We start from the raw sequence: 19,623 nt of genomic DNA, 5'->3' as shown, positions 1-19,623 counted from the left end.
CAATGCCTTGGTGCCATGACCCGAGAGGCCGAGCTTGGCATAATGCCCCCTCTATTCTTCGCCCGCAGGGAAGACCTCATGACCGCCTGGAGCAAGTTGCTGATCGCCACGACGCGGCTGATCGACCTGCACGATAGCGCCCATGAACCCGGCTCGCCCTTCGTGCAGGTCAGCCAGGAGCAGCGTCGCGGCCTGCGCGACGGCTACTGGCTCGACCTTGGCTGCCTACTGCTCGACTACCTGCTCGACGAGGACTTCGCCACCAACAGCGCCTTCGTCTCGCAGACCCGCTGCCTTAATCACCTGCGCGAAATTTATCCGCAGTTGCCGCATGACGACCTGAGCTTCGTCATCAACCTGCTGGCCACGCCTAGCGAGATTCACTTTCGGCAGTCGTCCCCGGCCGCGCGCCAGGCGACCCCGAGCGCGGATGCGAGCGTGATGGGGGAGAGTCGCGCCCGGCGCAGCACCAAGCGTACGGCGCTGGTCGAGAAGCAGGGCCAGACTGGCCAGGTGCGGCTCACGCCGAGCGGCCGCCAGGCGGTGACGTTGGCCAGCCAGGTCGAAGACCTGCTCTATTCCGAGTACGACGCCGCCAAGGTGCTGGCCGCGCTGGCGCGGGGCGATTTTGCCCGCATTCCCGACATCACCAACCAGATCCTGCTGGCGATTCGGGCCCTGACCCAGGAGCTGCGCCGGGTGCGCGAGAACCCCACCCGCGAGGGCAAGCTGGCTGCGCTGCTCGACAACGAGCGGCACTATCACAACGCGCTGACCAACATCCAGCAGACGCTGCTCGATGCCCGCGCCCAGCTCGCCACCCCGCGGCTGATGGAGCGCTTCGAGAACTGGCGCGAAGCGCAGGAGGAGGAGTGGGACCTGCGCGTGCTCTCCAGCGCCCTCGGCCGGGTACTCAACGCCATCGAGAACCTTTCGCGGCGGCTCTCGGAGCTGCTTGCCGACATCGCCGAGGGGCGCATCCAGGCCATGGGCGTGGTCGATTTCCAGGACATGGCGCGCCAACTGCTCGAAGCGCCGCCCGCGGCTGCGCTTCGCGATGCCGTGGTGGCGCGCATGATGCCACTGCACGTACAGGCCACTTTTCCGCGCCTGGCACCCCTGGTGCCGCTGCTCGAGAGCCGCCGCGCCGAAGCCAGTGCCTCGGCGCTGGTGTTCGACGAAGCCGGAGACGCCGCCCCCGAGGATCCGCTGCTGGCGCGTTTCCTCGAGGCGCGCGGCCCGGCGCTGCGGAAGCGCATCCAGCAGGCGCCGCTGTCGTTGCCCGAGGCATTGGCCGAGGGCTGGCACCGCTTCGAGGAGGGCGACTGCCTGGCCCAGTTGCTCAACACCTTCGTCGACACCGAGCTGCTCGACCCGGGGCTGACGGTGGGTATCGAGGCCACGCCGTTCGAGCTCCGGCTCGACGATGGCCGTCGCATCGAAGGGGTCGTGACCCCGTCCCTCGGCTTTTTTAAGGAAGAACTTGTATGAACATGACCGAGATGGGCGAGGTGGTCGCCTACCTGCTGCGCTATCGCAGCGCCGAACGCACCCCGGGCGGCGGGCGCAAGCGCCGTGCTGCCCGCGAAGGCCAGCTCTCCGAGCGTGACGTCTGCGCCTTGATCGACGACGCCAGCGAGGCCGAGCGCGAGGCGCTGCGCGACTTCCTGGGCGGACAAGGGCTGAGGCTCAAGGCCTTCGAGGCAGGCGACTATCCGGGTATCGCGCCGGGCTCGCGCTACTACGCGCTGCTGCCCGACCCGGAGCTGGAGCAGCCGCCGCTCTACACCCGTGAGCCGGTGTTCGAGGCGCTCAAGTTGCGTCAGGAGAGCCGTGCCGAGCTAGCCCAGTGGTACCTGCAGCTGTGGCTGCTGATGCACACGCTGCTCTATACACGCTACAACCGCGCGCTCTCAGACGTCAGTCGCTATCAGGAGGCCACCTTCGCCGGGGCCGAGCTGGTCGAGCTGATGCGTGATCAGCTCGAGTCATTGCGTGCGCTGGGCGAGGAGGCGCCGGAGGCCAGCCGGGCACTGCTCGAAGAGCGCGGCGAGGACATCAGCCGCCGGGTGCGCGCCTTCATCGACCTGCAGGTGCGTGCCGGCCTGCTCGAAGGTTTGCGCGAGGCCGATTCCGCAACGGCCAGCGAAGAGGGCGGCGGCGAGGTCTGGCAGCAGACCCTGCTCGGGGCGCTGGAGAGTGAGCAGATCGGCATCCACCAGCTCGCCCACCTGCATGCGCTGGCCCAGGGCCGCGTGGCGAGCCGGCATGCCGAAGAGAAAGATGAAGCGCCCATCGACGAGCGCGAGGAGACCCAGGCATGAGCGTGATCCACCGTATCGAGGTTGCCAACCTGCTCAACAAGCACGGTGACGTCGCCTCGCCCTGGGACGCCAAGATGCGCCACGTACTGCTCGACCTGCGTGGCCAGTCCAGCGCCATCAGCATGGAAAACGGCTTCGGCAAGACCACGCTGGCCGAGGCGTTGATCGGCCTGCTGTCGCGCGACCGCACGCTGCTCTCGCGCACCCGTCGCAAGTGCTCGCCCTCGTCGGTGGGCGGCGAAGGGCGTAGCTGGAGCCACCTGCGCGTGGAGTTCCGTTCGCGCAGCGGGCTCGAGCGCCAGGACGACATGCTGGCGGTGGCCGGAGAGGAAGTGGCCGGCGAAACCTTCGTGTTCGGCTTCTATGGCTACAGCGACGGCAGCGGGCTCTCCTTCTACCACTACAGCGGACGTCTCGAGGACGTGCCGGTGCATCACCTCACCCTCGACGGCAAGCTGGCGCTGTATGCCAACCGCGACGTCAAGGCCGTCATGGCCGAGCGCGGGGTGCGCCTGACCCACAACCGCGAGGAGTGGCTCGAGGCGGTGGGCGCCCACGTGTCACGCCGTGAGCTGGCCCAGCTCGCGGCCTTCCAGAAGGAGGGCGGCGCCGACAAGAGCCAGATCTTCAACGCCATCAAGCCTCGCGCCGGCGAGAAGGCCGACCAGGCCTTCTTCTTCGAGGTGCTGGCGCCCGAGATCCTCTCCGGCGCTACCCGCGGCGAGACCGACGAGAGCGAGGAACTGATCGAGGAGGTCATCCTCAACTCCGGCACCAACATCACCGAGTTGCGCCATCGCCTGGAGGAGGCCGAGAGCGACCAGCGCCGCGCCAGTGACAAGGTGGTGCGGCTGGCCGAGCTGCGCGAGCAGGGCGAGACCCTGCGCGATGCGCGTTCTCGCCTGGAGGAACTCGACCAGGGGCTGGCAGCCAGCGAAGCACTGCTGGGTGGCCAGGCGCTGCTGGGCCTGCCCGGGCTGCCCCGCGCCGCTTCTGAGGGGGACGCCGAGGATGACGCCGAAGAGCGCGGGGCCGCCCCGTTGGATGGCTTTGCCTGGATCGCCGGCGATACGTCGCGCCCCCGGGTCTCCACCTCATTACTGGCCACCCTCTCCGGCCTCTCCGAGCGGGCGGTGCGCCAGGCGCTCTCCGAGCGCGGCGCCCGGGTCGACGTGCATCGGCGCCTGATCCACCTGCCCGAGGCGGCATGGCCGCTCAACCGCGATGTGGGTCACGTCAGCTTCAAGGCCGCCCGCGAGTGGCTAGCCGAAAGCCACGCCCTGGCCGACGATGCGGCTCGCGACCGGGCACTTTCCGCCCTGGACGAGGGGGCCGACGCCTTCGAGGCGGCCGACGGCAACCGCTTCCGCGAGGAGGTGATCGGCGACGGCGTCTATCTCGAGGAACTGACCCGCGACCTGACGGCCCTCGACGAGCGCCGCGACGATATGGAGCAGGAGCGCGAGCGGCTCGAATCCCAGCAGCGCGACTTCGTCGACAACCAGAGTTTCTACACCCAGGCCCTCTCCGAGGGGCTGTTCAGTGAAGCCGAGCTGGAAACCCCGGAGGCCAGCGCCGAGGCGGCCAAGGCCGAGGCCGCCGACGCTCGCCGCGCCCTCAACGCGCACCTGGGCCGCGTCGGCGAGCTCAAGCAGGTCGCCGCCTGGCACGATGCTTTCCGCCGTGAGTGCCCCGGCACGGCACCGGCCGAGCGGCTGGAGGAGAAACTCGATCGTGAGGCCGAGCTGGCCGAGGCGCTCGATGAGCTGACGCTTCGTCGCGACGAGGTGGCCACCGCCTTCGAGACCGCGCGCGCAGAGCGTGAGCGACTCAACGGCGAGCGCGAACGTCTGACCGGCGAACAGGGCCTGCTGGCCCGTGGCCAGGCGCCATGGCGCGCCTTCGTCGAGGGTTGGCCGGGCGAGGAAGTCGGCGGCTTCTGGTCGCGGCGCAAGACGGCGCTGGCCGAGCTGGAGACGAACTCGCGCGAGGCCGAACAGCGCCGCCAGGATGCCGAGCGCATCCTGGCACGGCTGGCACCGCTGGCCGAAGCGGCACGCCGCTATGGCGAGCTGCACGGCGACGACGAACCGGTGCATCTGCGCGCACGACTGCGCGAGCGCGAACGCGAACTGGCCGACGAGCGCCAGCGGCTGACGGAGGAAGAGAGCCGCCTGCGCACGCTGCACCGGGCGCGGCTCGACTTCGCCGAGCGCAGCGAGCTGGCGCCCGAGAAGTGGCTCACCGATGCCCGGCGCCGCTACCCGCGGCTGTTGCGGGAAGCGGAGACGCTGGAAGCCGATATCGCCGCCCGCGAACGCTACCTGGAGAGCCTCTCCGGCGACCCGCTGGAGCGGCGCGTGGTGGAGGCCGAGGCCCATCGCCACCTGGACGATACCGGCATCGCCTGGCAGCCGCTGCATGCGGTACTCAACGTCGAGACGCATACCCCCGAGCAGCGCCGCGAATGGCTGGTGCAGGCCGCCGGTGTGCTGTTCGCGCCGGTGGTGGCCGGGCGCGAGGCGGCTGAGTCCGCCGCCGCCGCGCTGATAGAGGCAGGCCTGGCGGTACCGGTGTTCGAGGCTGAGGCGCTTGCCGGCTTGCTGGCCCGGGGCGAGCCGCCGCTGGGCGCCGTGGCCGGGGTGGAAACCCTGGCGGTGAAAGCCGCGCTGGACCCGAGCTATCTCGAGGCGCTGCGCGAGGCCACCGAGAAGCGGCTGGCCGCCGACCGCGAGCGGCAGAAGGCGCTGGCCATCGAGTGCGAGCGGCTCGATCCCCATGGTGAGACATTCGCCTTGGCGCTGCGTGCCCGCGAAGCCGACGAAGCGGAGGTCGAGGTGGCGCTGGAGGCAGTGGCTGAGCAACTAGTGGCGCTGGCCGAACGTGAGGCCGAGCTGGCCCCGCGGCTGAGCGACACCGCGCTGGCCTGTATCGACGACTATCAGCGCTACCTGCAGGAGGGCGGCGAGATCGCCCAGCAGGAAGCCGCCGAGGCGCGGCTCGAGGCCGAGACGGCACTGGCCGAGCTTACGCCCCAGCGCGAGCGGGCCGCCCGCGAGCTGGAGGCGCACGGGCCGACCTGGCTTGCCGCCGAGCAGTTCAGCGACGCCGGCGGTGTCGAGCGGCTCCAGGCGTTGGAGACGCGCCTCGCCGAACTCGAGCGTCACCTGGCCGAGGCCGCGGCCAGGCTGGCCAGCGCGGAGGAAGAGAAAGAGGCGCTTGCACGGAAAGTCGTCGAGACCGAGGCCCAACTGCGCGGCATCTTCAGCGACGGTGAGCGCGATCGGCTGCGTGCCCTGGCGCGCTTCGAGGCCGATGGAGGCGTCGACTTCATGGCCAGCGCAGGTGAGGTGCAGGCCGAACTGGAAGCGTCGCAGTCGCGGGCGACCCGGCGCGCCGACTTCGATTTCACGCGTATTCGCGCCTATCTGGAAGTGCGCGACGCCGGCGGAGGCAGCCAGAAGCTCGAGCGCGAGATCGCCCGGGTCAAGCGTGAACTGGGTGAGCTGCGCGACAAGCGCAAGACGCTTTCGGCAGAGCGGGATGTGCTGGAGGCGCGCCTGGCCGAGCAGCGCCGCGCGCTGGCCTGCGTCGACCAACTGGCCGTGGAGTGGCTGCGGGTACTGCGCGAGCTGCCCGAGGGCTGGCCGCGACGCCTGGCGGCGCTGGTCGATCTCGATGAGGCCAGCTGCTGGCCCGGCGACACGGCTGAGCTCGAGGTGCGCAATGAAGCGCTTGACGCCTGGCGTGCCATGGTCGGTGGGAGGAACGAACAGGGTGAGCTCGACATCGAAGCTCTGGAAACCTGCCAGCAGACCCTGGTCGATGCCTTGGGCGAGCTCAACCTGGGCGAGCGGGCGCGCAACCGCGAGCGTCAGGCGCGCCAGGTCGAGGCCGGCGAGCGCAAGCTGGCCGAGGCACTCGCCGAGGCGGCGCACAGTCGGCTGTTCAGCGACACCGAGCGTGCTCGATTGGCAGGCCTGACGCACGCCAGCGCCGAGGCCCTGGACGACCTCTCGCGGCTGCACGACCAGCTCGCCGGCCAGCTCGACGAGCATCGCGTGCGGGTCGAGCGGCTGCATGCCTCCCGCGAGCAGATCGAGGGCACCCTGGTGGAGCGTCTCAGTTCGATCATCTCGGACGCCGCCGGCAATCTCGACATCCTCAAGCGCGTGGCCAAGAGCAGCGGCGAAGGCGGCGCCTTCTTCGAGGTCAAGGCCTCGCTGATCGGCCCCGACCAGTTGCGCGACCTGATCGCCACGCTGCTGGCCGACATCGACGAGCACCAGGCGGCCATGCGCCGCCGCGCCGAGCGTGACGGCGGCATGATCGACGGCGAGGCGCGCAGGCGCGACGACGACCTGCTGCGCCAGATTCGCCGGCGCATCTATCGCGGCCTGTTCCACGATGTGGCGATCCGCCTCAAGCACGACGCCATTCGCCCGCATGGGCGGCTGTTCTCGCTCAACGAGGAGATGTCGGAAGGGCAGCGCGAGGCGGTGTCGCTGATGTGGCTGGTCAAGCTCTCGGAGTTTGCCATCGAACGCGAGCTGCGCGAACTGCCGGGGCATCATCGTCGCCGTGCACGCACCAGCCGCGAGAGCGTGATCCTGCTCGACGGCCTGTTCTCCAAGCTCTCGCATCGCCGCCTGATCCAGGACTCACTGGAGTCGCTGCGCAACACCCGTGGGCGCTTCCAGATGATCGGCCTGATCCACAACCCCAACTACGAGAACGACCCCGATATCTTCCCCACCTACCTGGTGGGCAGCGTGATCGGCGGCGCCCAGGGGCAGGGCGGCCACGTGATGGTGCGCGACGGGCGCATCGCTGCGCCGGAATCGCTCGGCCGCAGCGCCGGCGAGGCCAGCCTGTTCGGCATTCACGTCAGCGAGCCGGTGACCCAGGAGTAAGCGATGCGCGATGCCACTCTGATGCTCAACGAGGCGGCCAGGAAAGTCCTGGCCCAGCTAGAGAGAGAGTGGCAGCGAGTCTATGCGAATGGTAGTAAGGGGAAAGGCTGGCAAGCCGAACCCCTTGTCAGATCCCTCAAGCGGAAGGGAATCTGCGAGACGGAGCATCAGGCTTGGGAGGTTCTTGAAAAACTGCTGGATGCAGGTGCTATCTCACTGAGACAGGGCGGAAGAATTTCCCCGCATCAACGATGGAACGCCACGATATTGCTCGCTGAGGCTCGTATAGAGCAGCTCAAGGCCGATCTGCCTGATGTCGATAATCGGCTTGGCTTGAGCGCTGCGCAGGAACAGGCCTGGAGGCGAGCATTAGAATCTCAGCTGCGTGAATGGAGCATCGAGGACCAACTGGCACTGGCCGAGGGCCTCAGGCGGTTGGCCAACGATCTGCCGGGGGTCTACCAACTGAGCCCTTACGTGGCCAGTGCGCGCTATCTGCTGGGAAGCAGCAAGCTGCTTGAGGCGCTGCCCACCGAGCTGGTGCGCGCGTTCGATATCGAGCCGACCCGCTTCCAACCCGCCGAGACCTGGCTGCTGGCCAGCGTGCCCGAACAGCCCGAGGGGCTCTTGCTGATCGAGAACGCGCAGAGTTTCAGTCAGGCCTGCCGTGTGGGGTGTGACAAGCGCCTGGCCTTGATCTGCACGTTCGGCTATGGCCTCTCGCTGGCCAACGCCTTGGAAAGTGGAGACCGGGTGCGCCTGGTCGGCCAGGGTGCAGCCGGCGTCCCCCTGCCGGACCTACTGGCTCTACCCAGCTCCACCTACTGGGGTGATCTCGACCCCGAAGGGCTGCGCATCTACAAGAGGTTGAACCACTTCCTGCCCGCGCTAGCACTTTCCGCCCTGTTCGGTCCCATGCTCGCTGCCTTCGAGTCAGGCACAGGTCATCCTCTCGATGCACTAAGCGGCAAGGCAGGGCAGCGAGCTGCCGGCAATTGGCAGCGCGGGCTCGACCAGGAGTGGCTGGCCGATGACCAGGTTCAGAAGTTGGCAGGTAGAGCGCTCGATCCGTCTGTTCAGAGTGGGTTCATGGAGCGCATTTTACAGTGAACGGATGGCGTTCCTTGTGCCGTCTGGCAACATGGTGAGCCGGGTTCTGCTTAATATAGGGAAATATAATGCTGCGCACCTTGCTGTATGTCGGCGGCCTACTCGCCGTCCTATTCTTTGGCTTCAGCCTGTATGGCAAGGCAGCGCCGCGGTTTTTCCCGCCAACCGTGCCTGAGATGGCACCACCCAGCCAGCGTGCGGACGCTGTCCAGGTCATCAAGTCTGAGCGTGTCATGCGGTTGCTGCGAGAAGGCGAGGTCATAGCGGAATACCGCATTGCGCTTGGCGGTAGCCCGGAAGGACACAAGCAGCAAGAGGGCGATCAACGCACGCCAGAAGGCGAATACATCATCGACTGGCGCAACCCACGCTCGATTGGACACCTCTCACTGCATGTCTCCTATCCCAATGAAGATGACCGAGCGGTAGCGCGTGAGCTTGGTGTCGATCCCGGAGGCAACATCATGATCCACGGCATACTGAACGGCTGGGGCTGGCTTGGAAGACTGCATCGATCTTGGGATTGGACGGATGGCTGCATAGCCGTTACCAATCAGGAAATGCGTGAAATTTGGTCTCTTGTTCCCAATGGTACTCCGATAACCATCAAGTAAAGTGCCCAGCTGGGGGCAACTGCAAGCGCACTTGGTTCGACTTCTAACTCTCGCCTGGCGACGGGTGCTTGACCAATTCCGGTGGCACCCAGACGGAGATGAGGAAGCCCTCAGCCGGATCGAAATGGGCAGGGTCAAGCAGGGCGTTGCCGTGCTCATGCATGAACCATTCGGTGACAGCAGGTGAATAAAGCTGGTCGATTCGTGTGGTGATCTTTTTCCGTGCTTTGGTGAGCATTGCTTCTAACGACTGCTTTCCCTGATAAGCCGTAGTCAGCTTACGTCGCGCTGGGTAGCCGGCATCGGAAACATAGACGGCATAACTATCGGACTCAGGCCCGTAGCGACGGACCCGCACTTTTAGCTTTGGAGGGCGGAGGGCGTCGAAGCGCGCATTGATCTCGGCGAGTTTTGCCTTGATTTCCTCGTCGGATAAAGGAGGGGCATGCGGTAGCACATCGGGAACTTCATCAAGTAACTCGGGGTGGAGCTGCCGCGACACGGTGTCGGCGTAATCATGAAAGGTCAGGAACTTGGCTGGCAATTCGGACAGCCATTTCTCACGAAGGGCCAGGGCTTCCACCTTGGCTCCCTCTTCGCCGTACTTCCGAACCGAGAAACGGCGACGCTTCAAGCGTCCTTGGGTGCACAAGTAGACATGCCACTCACCGGCGGCGCCGGTATCCGTGCGGTACACTCCCGAAATGCCGCTCTTGTTGTTCTTGCGTAGTCGGGTGGCCTTCTCCCGGTTGATGGTCGGGGGGAATGCGGCAGTGATTGCATCCCGATAGGCACGCGCCATGGCTTCGGCGGCATCAGCTGAGCCATACACTTGATCCTTGAACAATCGATTGATGCGATGTGTGTGGCGCCGGATGTCCACGCACCACCCTCCTAGACGGTGTCCCTTGGGTTCTTCGCGCCTCAAGGCGTAGTCGGAAGCACTGACGGCCTTGGCCCGTTCCGCTGGAAGGAAAGCCGCGGCAGGGAGAGTGAGTAAAGAGGATGGGTCGTTCATGATGTTCATTGAACCAATTTCACTCTATGGGGGCAACACAGAAGTATATTTAAGATAAGTGGGGTTGGATGGGAAGGTTCTGATGGAGTGTGAGATATGGCTTACAAATAGTCGGGGAGTTGGCTTACGCATGCCGCGTTGAGTTGCCGATTGGGCTTCGCTATCGTTGAGACCTCTTTTTCAAGAACAATACTCTGCCGCAGGGAGGCTGACGTATGGCGGACGCCACGGGGTTGCAGTTCACCCTTCATTTGTTGGGGGGCGATGAGCTGGACTTGGCCGTCACCTCCTTCAAGCACCACGAACACCTCTCGAGGCCCTTTTGCCTGGAGGTCAAGTTCGCCAGCCGGCACGGCGACCTGTCGCCTCTCGACTGGCTGGATCGCAATGCCAGCCTGCGTATCTATCAGGACGGTCAGGAATTGCGCCGTATCAACGGTATCGTGGCGGCTTTCCACCGTGGCGACCGGGGCCATCGGCGCACCTACTACGAAGCCACGATTCGTCCTGCGTTATGGCGGTTGTTCCTGCAGCAAAACTGTCGCATTTTCCAGCATGTCACGCCCCAGCAGATCATTCAGACGCTGTGTGAGGAGAGTGGTATACAGGAAGTTGCCTTCGCGCTGACTCGCGACTGGCAGGAGCGAGAGTTTTGCGTGCAATATCGCGAGGATTCGCTGAGCTTCATCGAACGCCTGGCAGCTGAAGAAGGCGCGGTGTACTTTCACGAGATGGAAGGAGACATCCACCGGGTAGTCTTCTGTGACGATCCTCAGTTGCTCGCCCAGCTGGGAGAGCGCACCTATCATGCGCGTTCAGGAGGAAATGCCCCCCAGCGCCATCTCCGCAAGCTGATCCAGGCCTCTCAAATCAAACCATCGAGTGCAACCCTGGAAGACCTGACCTTCAAGCAGCCTGGCTATGAACAGATCCATCGCTACGATGACCCGAAGCTGTCCGCCCATGGCCAGCGGGATGGCTACGAATATTACGATTATCCCGGGCGCTTCAAGCGGGATGCATCAGGCGTCCCCTATACCCGTATCCGCCTGGAACACCTGCGCAACGAAGCCTACTTGGCCAAGGCGGAAAGCGATCTTCCCGAGCTATGCCCAGGGACACGCTTCAAGCTCGATGCCCACGATATCAACGAGTTCAACTGCGATTGGCAAGTCGTTGGTGTCGTGCACACGGGCACCCAGCCTCAAGCCGTGGCCGAGGAGTCGGTGGGCATCACCAATGCCGACCGCTCCGGTATGGCTGATGCTACCCATTACGAGAACGACCTGATCCTGATTCCCGGCGACCGGGCCTGGCGGCCTGCTCCCAACCCCAAACCGCGTGTCGAAGGGCCGCAGATTGCCACGGTAGTGGGTCCCAAGTCGGAAGAAATCTACACAGACGAGTATGGACGAGTGAAGCTGCGCTTCCATTGGGATCGTGACGGCACACCGGATGAGCAAGCCAGTGCCTGGGTCCGCGTTTCTCAAGGCTGGGCGGGTGGTAGCTATGGGATGCTGGCGCTACCCCGCATAGGGCACTCCGTCGTCGTCGATTGGCTGGAGGCCGACCCCGACCAGCCGCTGATTACCGGTCGCGTCTACGATGCGCAGAATCTCACGCCCTATCCGTTGCCGCAGCACAAGACCCGCACCACGATCCGTACTCAGACCCACAAGGGCGTTGGCTTCAATGAACTTAGGTTTGAAGACGAAAAAGAGCGTGAAGAGATCTACCTGCATGCTCAGCGGGACCACAATACTGTTATCCAGAACGACGAAACGCACAGCATCGGCAATAACCGTAGCAAATCGGTGGGCGTGGACCAGTCCGAAAACATCGGCCAGGACAAGAGTTCCCGTGTAGGTCGCGATCACACGGAAAGCATCGCTCAAGACGTCAAGAAAGATGTTGGGCGGGACGTCTACTACAGCGTTGGCCAGAGCCAGAAAGAGCGCTATGGCAAAGATGTGCTCCAAAAGATTGGCAACACCCTGAAGCAGGACATTCACGCCGATCATTTGGTGAACGTCGGCCGCAACGTCAATGAAAGGGTGCAGGGACAATACGTATTGGAAGTCACCGACTCCATTACCAACAACACGCGCCACCACAAGCTCATGGCCTTCGAGCGCTTCGAAATACGCGGCCCAGGCGGCAAGATCACCCTGGATGCCTCCGGTATTACCCTCGAAGCGCCCAACGTGCGCATCAAGGGTAATCTCACCACCGGAGGCTCCGGTTCTTCCAGCGTGCCGACGCTCTCGGGAGCGGCCAATGAAGCGCTGCCGCTTTGCGAAGAGTGCGAAAAGCTGAAGACATAGGCTGATTAGGAGAGCCAGGATGGCACAGCCCATTGCGCGTCTCGGTGACAAGGTGGTCTGCCCTCAGCACGGCCAGGGAGAAATCGTACAGGGCGGGCAGAGCCGGGTCGATGGCCGACCGGTCGCCCGGCTGGGCGACCCATGCTCCTGTGGCGGGACCATCGTTCAAGGCTCGTCCCAGGCCACTGATAACGGCCGCGCCATCGCTTATCTTGGCTGCAAGATCAGCTGCGGTGGCAGCATCGTCAGCGGCTCGCCCACGGCCAAGGTAATGCCATGAGCGAGCATGGCCCCTGCGAGTTTGGCCCCTGGATAGGGCGCTGCTACTTCCGCGAGTGGCTGGGGCGGCCAAAGGACGATCCTTTCGTCGAATCTCGCTTCAAGGATTACGCCTGCTTTGCCGCCGTGTGGACGGACTCTCAGGCCGGTTTCCTCGATACCGTCACACGCCACCTCGAAGCCCAAGGTTACGCTTTCACCTGGGCTGAAGACATTCTGCCGATCATCGCGTGGATGACACGGCACGGCTATCACGCGGAAGTCGAGTCGCTGTCGCCGCGCGTGAATGCCGAGCATCGCATCGAACTGGGTGCCATGACCCGTACTGGCGAAGATGGCCGACCGTTGCCCACGGTCGAACCGCTGGTCATTACTCGTCATGAGATACCCACTCTGCCGGATCAGTCGGACGTGCCGTTCTGGGAGAGAGCGTGGATCGCCCCGGAACTCCAAGAGCTATTGTTCGGCCAGCCCGATGGTCTGGAGGCGCCCCTCAACACCTACTTCCTGGTCGACGCGGCGCTGCGCAAGAACATCGTCGGTACCTTCGACCTGGAAGCCGTCGACGTCCCGGTCAAGTGTCTGTTCGAAGGCGAAGGCAGCGAGGCGCAAAAGGCTTCCGCCCCCTACCTGATTGACTTGACGTTGCCGGACGCCGCCGATGGCGATGCGGACCTCGTACCTCGTTTCCACAAGGACCTATTCGCACGCCACTGGGCGCAGGAGACCGGCATCGTGATTCGCACCACGGCCTCTTTCAATGCGACCTGGCGGCATTGCCAAGCGCACCTGAAGGTGCCGGTGGAAGGGGAGACGCGCCAACTCTTCCTGCGCTACTGGCATCCCGAAACCCTGGACACGCTACTGCCGGTGCTGGAGCGAGGCGATGCCTATCAGCTACTCCGGGATACTCATCTGATCTACCCTCGTGAGAGTGAGGTCATTCATGCCCATCTCAATCCGGAGCTGGAGCTCGAGGCTTTCGTCGAGAAGCAGCCTTTTACCTTGAAGGCGGCCTATTTAGAGGCCTTCCAACGCCTCATAGAAAGGCGGTTCATTGCGGGGGTCGAGAAAAAGCTGCTCAGCGCGTTGCCACACACCGACCAAGAGGTGCGCCAACGTGTTAGTGATACCGTACCAAGCATGCTGCGCTACATTCGCGAGCGCTCCGGTGGGGCACCTGTCGCCTTTGGGGGATGCTTCGAACTCTCTCTTCTTGTGCTACTTCTCGGTCCGGCGGCGCAGGAGTTATTGGCAGCGCCGCTCCTCAATGAGCGACTCGTACCTGTAGAGCAGCGGATCGCCCTTGCTCGTGAGTGGTACTTGGAAACGCTGATCTATCATATGGAAAAGGGGGCATGATATGGCTGCACCGGTAGCAGCAGCACCAGCAGCAGGTGTTTATATTGCGGGAGCGGCCTTGCTGGCTGGTGCCGCCTATTTAATGACTCCGGCGGGGCAGCGCACCACGGCTTCCTTGGGGGAGGCTGTGGCCGACGGTGCCGGTAATGCTATTGATAGTATCGTGAATTTGTTTTCAGGCAATGATGCAGAAGAGCAAAGCGAGTCAGTGCCTGTTGCTGGTACGACTACCACGACAAGACCATGTGATGGCCCTCATCGTGGGAGGCTGCAAGTACAGGGCTATGCGCCACGTATCGACCCTCATCCATTGGAGCTATCCTGGCCATGGAATCGGGATTGCATTCCACCACTGAGGCCGGAAGGGTTGAGTGCGCTGTCAGCTAATCTACTTCCTCAAACTGCGGCAATCTCCTATGAATCTGCTGGTTACCGTGGGCCGGCCTTTTCAAGGATGAGTCAGTATATAGAATCTTCTCCACCTATTGGGTTTACGCCCATGCAGAGCGGTGGTTGGTCGATAGATGCGCGTGGACAGGCTGTCAGAAACTTCAAGAGAGGAGTTTCTCGAAATGCGCCGCGCATTGACATGGAGGTGCATGCCGGCCGAGCCTTTGGAGATTATTAATGAACATTGATCGCTACAAAACCATTCCCGGATTTCCGTTTGACAATTATTTTGATAATTCGGATCAGTATATTCATGCTCAGTCGTATTGGCTGAGTGTTTTAAGAAGTGCCAAAGGATTTGACGATAGAGAGTGGGTGTCTAAGCTGTCTCAAGTGGATGTTCGTGATGAAATGTATGTTGGGCGTGTGTGCTATATTATCGCCCTGGAAAAAAGAAAGGAGTTGATGCTTAACACGGCTAGTATTTTGGGAGAGGCCAACATGCTCTTCAGAGAAAATCAGGGGATTTCTGATGAAGAGTACGCTGCGCAGAAAAAAATGTTTGGTCAAGAGTTTGAGTTGGACCGGGAATTTTTGAATGGCATCACCTATAAGGAGGCTTTTCTTCAAGCTCAGGAGGATGCAAGGAAGTCACCCTTAACGACGTGGGTGGAGAAGGCGACTCACTGGCAATCTGATATGACATATTCTGAACGAGGATATGAAGTAGAGGTTGAGCGCCTTGTCTTAACCTCAGAAATTTCCGAGCGCGCGGAACCGCTTGCTATCCAGGCTTTAGAGTTGTTTTTGCAGAATGGTCCTGCTATGGAGCGCGTAAATAGTGTGTTTTCTCCGGACCCGCAAGCTTAGGGTGTTTTATAATGGAAAATATAATAAAGCAATTGAAGGCTGGTGGAGGTTCGTTTGATAAATATTTTATTGATACGGGGTGTTACGTATCTGCTCAAAAGTACTGGCTGCTTCTTCTGAGATCGCTTCCTCACTACAGCGAAGGCGAATGGGTTCCTGTGATGCGCCCTGTTGATGTGAAGGATGATCAGATTTCTGGGCTTGTCTTTTGGATAAGGAATGCGGCGGATAAGAAAGAGATCATTCTTCATACGGGCAGCTTCGAAGGATTTGTTCATCAGTATATGGTCGATAATGGCGGGTATACAGACGAGGAAGTGGAGCAGTTTTCCAAAGACTTTGATTATCATCCAAGCGAAGCAGAAAAACGTGGCCTAACGTGGGATGAGGCAGAAAAAGATGCTCGGTTAATGTATGAAGAATTCCTTGCTTGGGTCGAAAATGCGATTTACTTTCACCATGATCCTAGCTATCCAGATGGGGGAGTTGAAGTGTCGATCGAACGTCTGATCTTGACCTCGGAAATCTCTGAACGTACGGAACCGCTTGCCATCCAGGCCTTGGAGCTATTCCTCCGGGAGGGGCCGGCAATGGATCGGGTAAACCGAGTCTTTGCTCCTGATCCTCAGGCTTGAATATATTACTGATGGAACATGCGATCTGGGGCCATGAGGCGACCCCACGAGGTGGCGCCACAAGCGAGTATGGCCCCTGGATGGGGCGCTGCTTCTTTCGTCGGTGGTTGAAGAAAGCCTCTGGGGGCGATCCCTTTACTGAACCCAGCTTTAAGGATTATTCCTGCTATGCCGCCGTGTGGACCAATTCACGGGCGGGCTTCCTCGACGTGGTGACGCGCTATCTCGAGGCGCAGGACTATGTCCTTACCTGGGACGAGGACGTATTGCCGGTCGTGCAGTGGATGACCCAGTATGGCTACCATGCCGACGCGCTGACGCTACCACCCCGAGTCGGCCCTGAGCATCTCCTGGAGATGGGAGATTTCACACGTACCGATGAATACGGCATGCCCATCCAGGAAACCTGGCTGGGCATTGAAGACATTGCCGAGGTGGAGCCCTTGGATGCCCAGTTTGGCGTCCACCCCATGAGGCATGTACCAGACACGCTTCGTGAGCCACTGTTCGGCCAGCCGGTACCGGCCGATGCGGAAGTCGAGCTGGCGGGTGGCGATACCACCAGGGTGTCGCCAGTCAGAACGTTCGCTCTTCTCGACGCGGCAAAGGGACAGTGGTTGCAGGAGCGTATCGAGGAGTCCGGGCTCCCATTCCGCTGCCTATTCACGGGTAAGGCCGAGGAGGAACTCAAGGCGGTGGCGCCTTATCTCGTCGAACTGGCCGAAGAGCACGATTTTACCCGCCAGCTCTTCACCCGTTCGGGCTTTCCCTCTGACCTGTGGGACAGTGAGCCTGGCATTTTCATCCGCTCACGCGGCACGCTGGAAGCGCTGTGGAAGCATTGCCGCAAGTTTACTCGGGTGCGTGACGCCCAAGGCAGATGGTTTCATTTCCGCTTCTGGGAGAGCCGCTACGCCGTGGCCTACTACCAAGCCATCGTGCATGACCGCGAACGCGTCCAGCATTGGTTCCTGTGTGGCGGTGTGGCTCCACTCTCCATCCTGGCGGTTTGTACGCGGCGCAGGTGCGCCTGGGTGTTCGCTCCCAGCGAAGAACTCCCGGCCCAGCGGCCACGAGCCCCTTTCCTGTACGCCGAGCAGGAGCGAGAGGCATTCGTCCAGGTCAGAAAACAAGACTTCGCCTGGAAGCTGGATAAATACCTGGGCGAACGATTTTCGGACTTCTCCGCCAAGCACGATGAAGAGCGGCAGGGAATCGCTATCTCCTTGATCGACGAAGCGCAGCGCTTCGGTATGGAGGTCGAGCGTGCCGTCGCCGATTTTGCCTTGGCCAGTGTGATGCTGGGTCGACCACTTGCCGATGAACCGGCCCTGAAGCACCTGCTGGGCGCTAACATGAACGCACTGAACAAAGGCCAGTTGCTGCTGCGTTCCGTGCAGGAATTGAACAACGAAGGACGAAAAACGATAAGGAGCCATGATGGCTGAGTTTTCGACGACTCAGAGAGTCTGCGACCCCGTGTTGCCCTGCCAGCGCGGCAATCTCTTCCTCAACGCGCTGCCGCTCGAAGCGGACAGCCCGGTGTTGATGTGCACGGTCAACGGCAACGATACCGGTCCTTTGCCGAATGGGCTGATGTACCGTCTGCCCAATAGTCTGGAGGGCACTGCCAACTCGCTCACACTCTCGACTGGCAGCAGGGACTTTACGCTGTTCGAAAACCTCGATGGTTTCCTGCGTACCCGGCCTGAGGATGTTGGCGTCTACATAGGACCCATGGAGCCCATGGACGCGGCGTCGCCGCCCCCGCCAGGCCCATCCCGAACCGAGCGGGCGTTGTATCTGCTGCGAACCTACGACATGCCTAGGGCGCTGACTCATCGCCAGGAGATCGAGACGCTCCAGCAGCGAGTGGACTTGGGCATCGCTGACAACGACACTCATGCGGCGCTGGATACCCTGCTGCGCCAAGTCGAAGATACTGCCCGGGAGCTGGGCTATGTCGATCCTCCCATCGGGCAAGAGGATCTCTACGTTTTTGCCTTACCAAACAATTTCGCGATTCGCTTCACCGAGGGGGAGTACGACCTGGATGCTCTCCCCGAGCAACACCTGCAAAAATTCGTCATTGCCATCGCCCATGGCTTGCAGCTCATCGACGAGGCATCGGGACTTCAAGCGCTCAGGGATGGAACGGATGGTGCGGTCGACTTTACCCTGACAGGTACCAATCTGGCGCCGCTAGCCCTGGAACTGACCGATATGTTGCGGCGGGGGGAGAATCGCGCCTTCATACGAGAGGTGGCCAGGCTTGGCGGAAACGGGCGTATCGGTAAGGTATGGCGCAACGCCCAGGGCACGATGATGCTCTCTTTCCGGGGATACGCTGGTTTGCGTCAGTTCCTGACAGCCACGGCATATGGGGTGGCGAACCCGCGGGTCGCGGTTATCAGTACCGCCGTACAGAACTCGCAGGGCTGGGCGGGTACGCTGCGCTCCGTCGGTGGGCGCATTCCAGTGATCTCTTATATCATTATTGGCACCATTGATGTCGTCGAATGGTTGGCCGCTCCGGCAACCGAGCGCGAGTTGGCCGACTTGGTTGGTACGCTGATCGTCGATATTGCTAAGGTAGCTGCTGCGACTATAGCAGCAACAGTAACTGCGGCAGCGCTGGTACTCTTTGGGGCACCACTTTTTTTAATAGTCTCTGCAGGCATCGGTGCTGGTCTGGTTGTAGGAATGGCATTAGACGGTCTTGATGGTCTATTTGGTTTTACGAGCAAGGTTCAGGAACTTGCAAGGGAAACTGAGGCTGGTCTCGAAGAGTTTTTAAGATACCGTGAATAGCGATTAATGAATTGTCGGGAAGTGAGATGACTGCTTTTGATGGTGCTTATATTTACTTGGATAATGACTTTTCCAATAAGGGGAAGGCAGGGTTTTCTGGTGCATTGAATGTGTGCTGGATAGCGCTGGTCATGTGCATTTTGGCTCCTCTCTTTGTAATTGTATGGCAAGGTTTTTCCAGTGACTATCTTCTCAGCCTTCGGATTCCGTGGTGGGTTTTTTATGTTGAGGTGATTCTATGTATTAGCTGCGTAGTGTTTATGAGAATACATTTCTTCCGGACGCGGCATCCTATGACTTACCACTGGGGGCAAATGTTGTTTTGTTCATTCAGAATATACTACATGGGCGCATTGTTATGGTTATCCTTGACTGGCATCTCTGTGTGGGTTTATTTTCTTGTTATTGCACTATGGGGAGGGGCAGAGCTAAAGAATTATTACGAAGTCCGGCGTGTCAGTGATGAAGAGATCATCTGCGCCTTCCGTAAGCGTTTCAAAAAGCATCCAAATGGGTACTGGCTGTATGATCCCTTGGTCAATATTAAGAATGTGCATAGGCGTAATCGTAAAGTCGGAGAAAAGTGGAGAGGTCGGATTGAGGCATTGGGGGCCGGGGTTCTTGTCATCATTGGACCTGCGTTAATTATCCGAAGTCAACTTTATCGAGATAACTTCGAGCCTAGATACATGATTGTGGCGGGGGTGCTCCTGATCAGTGCCATTGCAGCACATCGTATGACGACGGAATTTGATATTGTTCGACGGGCAATGAAGCTGAAGCGGAAAGGAAGTTTCTGACGAGAGTTTTTTATGGGGCTGGCTAGATGAATTTATAGATGCCGCATAACGTTCGCCCTATGTAGAGTTTTTGAGTTGCTCAGGCACGTTGTTGTTTGCTAGTCAAGATGCTATGGGTCTGGGTTAGGGTTCGAAATTTTTTCTTGGGGTGTCGTGGGGTGGGTGAACTAAGG

The 19,623-nt window shown here is 61.2% G+C and carries 15 protein-coding genes; 14 read left to right on the top strand and 1 reads right to left on the bottom strand.

Features of this window, described 5'->3' with window-relative positions:
• The first annotated feature begins 78 nt into the window (after nucleotides 1–78).
• The 5 genes from ACUY1T_RS02620 (at nucleotide 79) to ACUY1T_RS02600 (ending at nucleotide 8,961) form a co-directional block, all read left to right on the top strand.
• Nucleotides 79–1,491 carry a hypothetical protein gene (locus tag ACUY1T_RS02620; protein ID WP_446020157.1) on the top strand — a complete coding sequence of 471 codons (1,413 nt, stop codon included), beginning with the start codon at nucleotides 79–81 and terminating at the stop codon, nucleotides 1,489–1,491.
• Nucleotides 1,488–2,324, top strand: a complete 837-nt coding sequence (locus tag ACUY1T_RS02615) for a hypothetical protein (RefSeq protein WP_263583669.1) — start codon at nucleotides 1,488–1,490, stop codon at nucleotides 2,322–2,324. The genes ACUY1T_RS02620 and ACUY1T_RS02615 overlap by 4 nt, the downstream gene beginning before the upstream one ends.
• Nucleotides 2,321–7,237 carry a hypothetical protein gene (locus ACUY1T_RS02610; protein WP_446020156.1) on the top strand — a complete coding sequence of 1,639 codons (4,917 nt, stop codon included), beginning with the start codon at nucleotides 2,321–2,323 and terminating at the stop codon, nucleotides 7,235–7,237. Before ACUY1T_RS02615 ends, ACUY1T_RS02610 begins: the two co-directional genes overlap by 4 nt.
• A 267-nt stretch (nucleotides 7,238–7,504) precedes the next feature.
• Nucleotides 7,505–8,347 carry a Wadjet anti-phage system protein JetD domain-containing protein gene (locus ACUY1T_RS02605; RefSeq protein WP_446020155.1) on the top strand — a complete coding sequence of 281 codons (843 nt, stop codon included), beginning with the start codon at nucleotides 7,505–7,507 and terminating at the stop codon, nucleotides 8,345–8,347.
• 68 nt (nucleotides 8,348–8,415) lie between these two features.
• A complete protein-coding gene (locus tag ACUY1T_RS02600; protein WP_446020154.1) occupies nucleotides 8,416–8,961 on the top strand; it encodes a L,D-transpeptidase family protein in 546 nt (181 codons plus the stop codon).
• 43 nt (nucleotides 8,962–9,004) lie between these two features.
• Here ACUY1T_RS02600 and ACUY1T_RS02595 read toward each other — a convergent pair whose 3' ends face one another.
• Nucleotides 9,005–9,844 (bottom strand): hypothetical protein, encoded by an 840-nt coding sequence (locus ACUY1T_RS02595; RefSeq protein ID WP_446020153.1) that lies wholly within the window; start codon nucleotides 9,842–9,844, stop codon nucleotides 9,005–9,007.
• Nucleotides 9,845–10,194: 350 nt separating this feature from the next.
• On the opposite strand from ACUY1T_RS02595, the gene ACUY1T_RS02590 reads away from it, so the two are divergent.
• Genes ACUY1T_RS02590 through ACUY1T_RS02550 form a run of 9 tightly spaced genes read left to right on the top strand, consistent with a single transcriptional unit; the run spans nucleotide 10,195 to nucleotide 19,450 of the window.
• Entirely contained in the window at nucleotides 10,195–12,303 is a 2,109-nt protein-coding gene (locus ACUY1T_RS02590) for a type VI secretion system Vgr family protein (RefSeq protein WP_446020152.1), read from the top strand.
• 19 nt (nucleotides 12,304–12,322) lie between these two features.
• Nucleotides 12,323–12,583: a PAAR domain-containing protein gene (locus tag ACUY1T_RS02585; RefSeq protein WP_446020151.1), complete on the top strand. Its 261-nt coding sequence runs from the start codon at nucleotides 12,323–12,325 to the stop codon at nucleotides 12,581–12,583.
• A complete protein-coding gene (locus ACUY1T_RS02580; RefSeq protein ID WP_446020150.1) occupies nucleotides 12,580–13,944 on the top strand; it encodes a DUF4123 domain-containing protein in 1,365 nt (454 codons plus the stop codon). Before ACUY1T_RS02585 ends, ACUY1T_RS02580 begins: the two co-directional genes overlap by 4 nt.
• Nucleotide 13,945: 1 nt before the next feature.
• Entirely contained in the window at nucleotides 13,946–14,572 is a 627-nt protein-coding gene (locus ACUY1T_RS02575; RefSeq protein WP_446020149.1) for a hypothetical protein, read from the top strand.
• Nucleotides 14,572–15,204 (top strand): hypothetical protein, encoded by a 633-nt coding sequence (locus tag ACUY1T_RS02570; RefSeq protein ID WP_446020148.1) that lies wholly within the window; start codon nucleotides 14,572–14,574, stop codon nucleotides 15,202–15,204. The genes ACUY1T_RS02575 and ACUY1T_RS02570 overlap by 1 nt, the downstream gene beginning before the upstream one ends.
• An 11-nt stretch (nucleotides 15,205–15,215) precedes the next feature.
• Nucleotides 15,216–15,839, top strand: a complete 624-nt coding sequence (locus tag ACUY1T_RS02565; protein ID WP_446020147.1) for a hypothetical protein — start codon at nucleotides 15,216–15,218, stop codon at nucleotides 15,837–15,839.
• Nucleotides 15,840–15,850: 11 nt separating this feature from the next.
• Entirely contained in the window at nucleotides 15,851–17,287 is a 1,437-nt protein-coding gene (locus ACUY1T_RS02560) for a DUF4123 domain-containing protein (RefSeq protein WP_446020146.1), read from the top strand.
• Complete coding sequence (locus tag ACUY1T_RS02555; RefSeq protein WP_446020145.1) at nucleotides 17,280–18,650, top strand: hypothetical protein; 1,371 nt, start codon at nucleotides 17,280–17,282, stop codon at nucleotides 18,648–18,650. The genes ACUY1T_RS02560 and ACUY1T_RS02555 overlap by 8 nt, the downstream gene beginning before the upstream one ends.
• 26 nt (nucleotides 18,651–18,676) lie before the next feature.
• Nucleotides 18,677–19,450 carry a hypothetical protein gene (locus tag ACUY1T_RS02550; protein WP_446020144.1) on the top strand — a complete coding sequence of 258 codons (774 nt, stop codon included), beginning with the start codon at nucleotides 18,677–18,679 and terminating at the stop codon, nucleotides 19,448–19,450.
• Nucleotides 19,451–19,623 lie beyond the last annotated feature (173 nt).

The sequence above is a fragment of the Billgrantia sp. Q4P2 genome, from assembly GCF_052806135.1.
Note: the sequence above shows the minus strand (reverse complement) of the source record. Positions and strands in the feature narration are given on the sequence as shown.

What these genes read in the sequence shown, in the direction of transcription:
- ACUY1T_RS02550 (WP_446020144.1), top strand. Translation starts at nt 18,677, where the DNA reads ATGACTGCTTTTGATGGTGCTTATATTTACTTGGATAATGACTTTTCC.
- ACUY1T_RS02590 (WP_446020152.1), top strand. Translation starts at nt 10,195, where the DNA reads ATGGCGGACGCCACGGGGTTGCAGTTCACCCTTCATTTGTTGGGGGGC.
- ACUY1T_RS02570 (WP_446020148.1), top strand. Translation starts at nt 14,572, where the DNA reads ATGAACATTGATCGCTACAAAACCATTCCCGGATTTCCGTTTGACAAT.
- ACUY1T_RS02610 (WP_446020156.1), top strand. Translation starts at nt 2,321, where the DNA reads ATGAGCGTGATCCACCGTATCGAGGTTGCCAACCTGCTCAACAAGCAC.
- ACUY1T_RS02565 (WP_446020147.1), top strand. Translation starts at nt 15,216, where the DNA reads ATGGAAAATATAATAAAGCAATTGAAGGCTGGTGGAGGTTCGTTTGAT.
- ACUY1T_RS02560 (WP_446020146.1), top strand. Translation starts at nt 15,851, where the DNA reads ATGGAACATGCGATCTGGGGCCATGAGGCGACCCCACGAGGTGGCGCC.
- ACUY1T_RS02615 (WP_263583669.1), top strand. Translation starts at nt 1,488, where the DNA reads ATGAACATGACCGAGATGGGCGAGGTGGTCGCCTACCTGCTGCGCTAT.
- ACUY1T_RS02580 (WP_446020150.1), top strand. Translation starts at nt 12,580, where the DNA reads ATGAGCGAGCATGGCCCCTGCGAGTTTGGCCCCTGGATAGGGCGCTGC.
- ACUY1T_RS02620 (WP_446020157.1), top strand. Translation starts at nt 79, where the DNA reads ATGACCGCCTGGAGCAAGTTGCTGATCGCCACGACGCGGCTGATCGAC.
- ACUY1T_RS02575 (WP_446020149.1), top strand. Translation starts at nt 13,946, where the DNA reads ATGGCTGCACCGGTAGCAGCAGCACCAGCAGCAGGTGTTTATATTGCG.
- ACUY1T_RS02585 (WP_446020151.1), top strand. Translation starts at nt 12,323, where the DNA reads ATGGCACAGCCCATTGCGCGTCTCGGTGACAAGGTGGTCTGCCCTCAG.
- ACUY1T_RS02555 (WP_446020145.1), top strand. Translation starts at nt 17,280, where the DNA reads ATGGCTGAGTTTTCGACGACTCAGAGAGTCTGCGACCCCGTGTTGCCC.
- ACUY1T_RS02600 (WP_446020154.1), top strand. Translation starts at nt 8,416, where the DNA reads ATGCTGCGCACCTTGCTGTATGTCGGCGGCCTACTCGCCGTCCTATTC.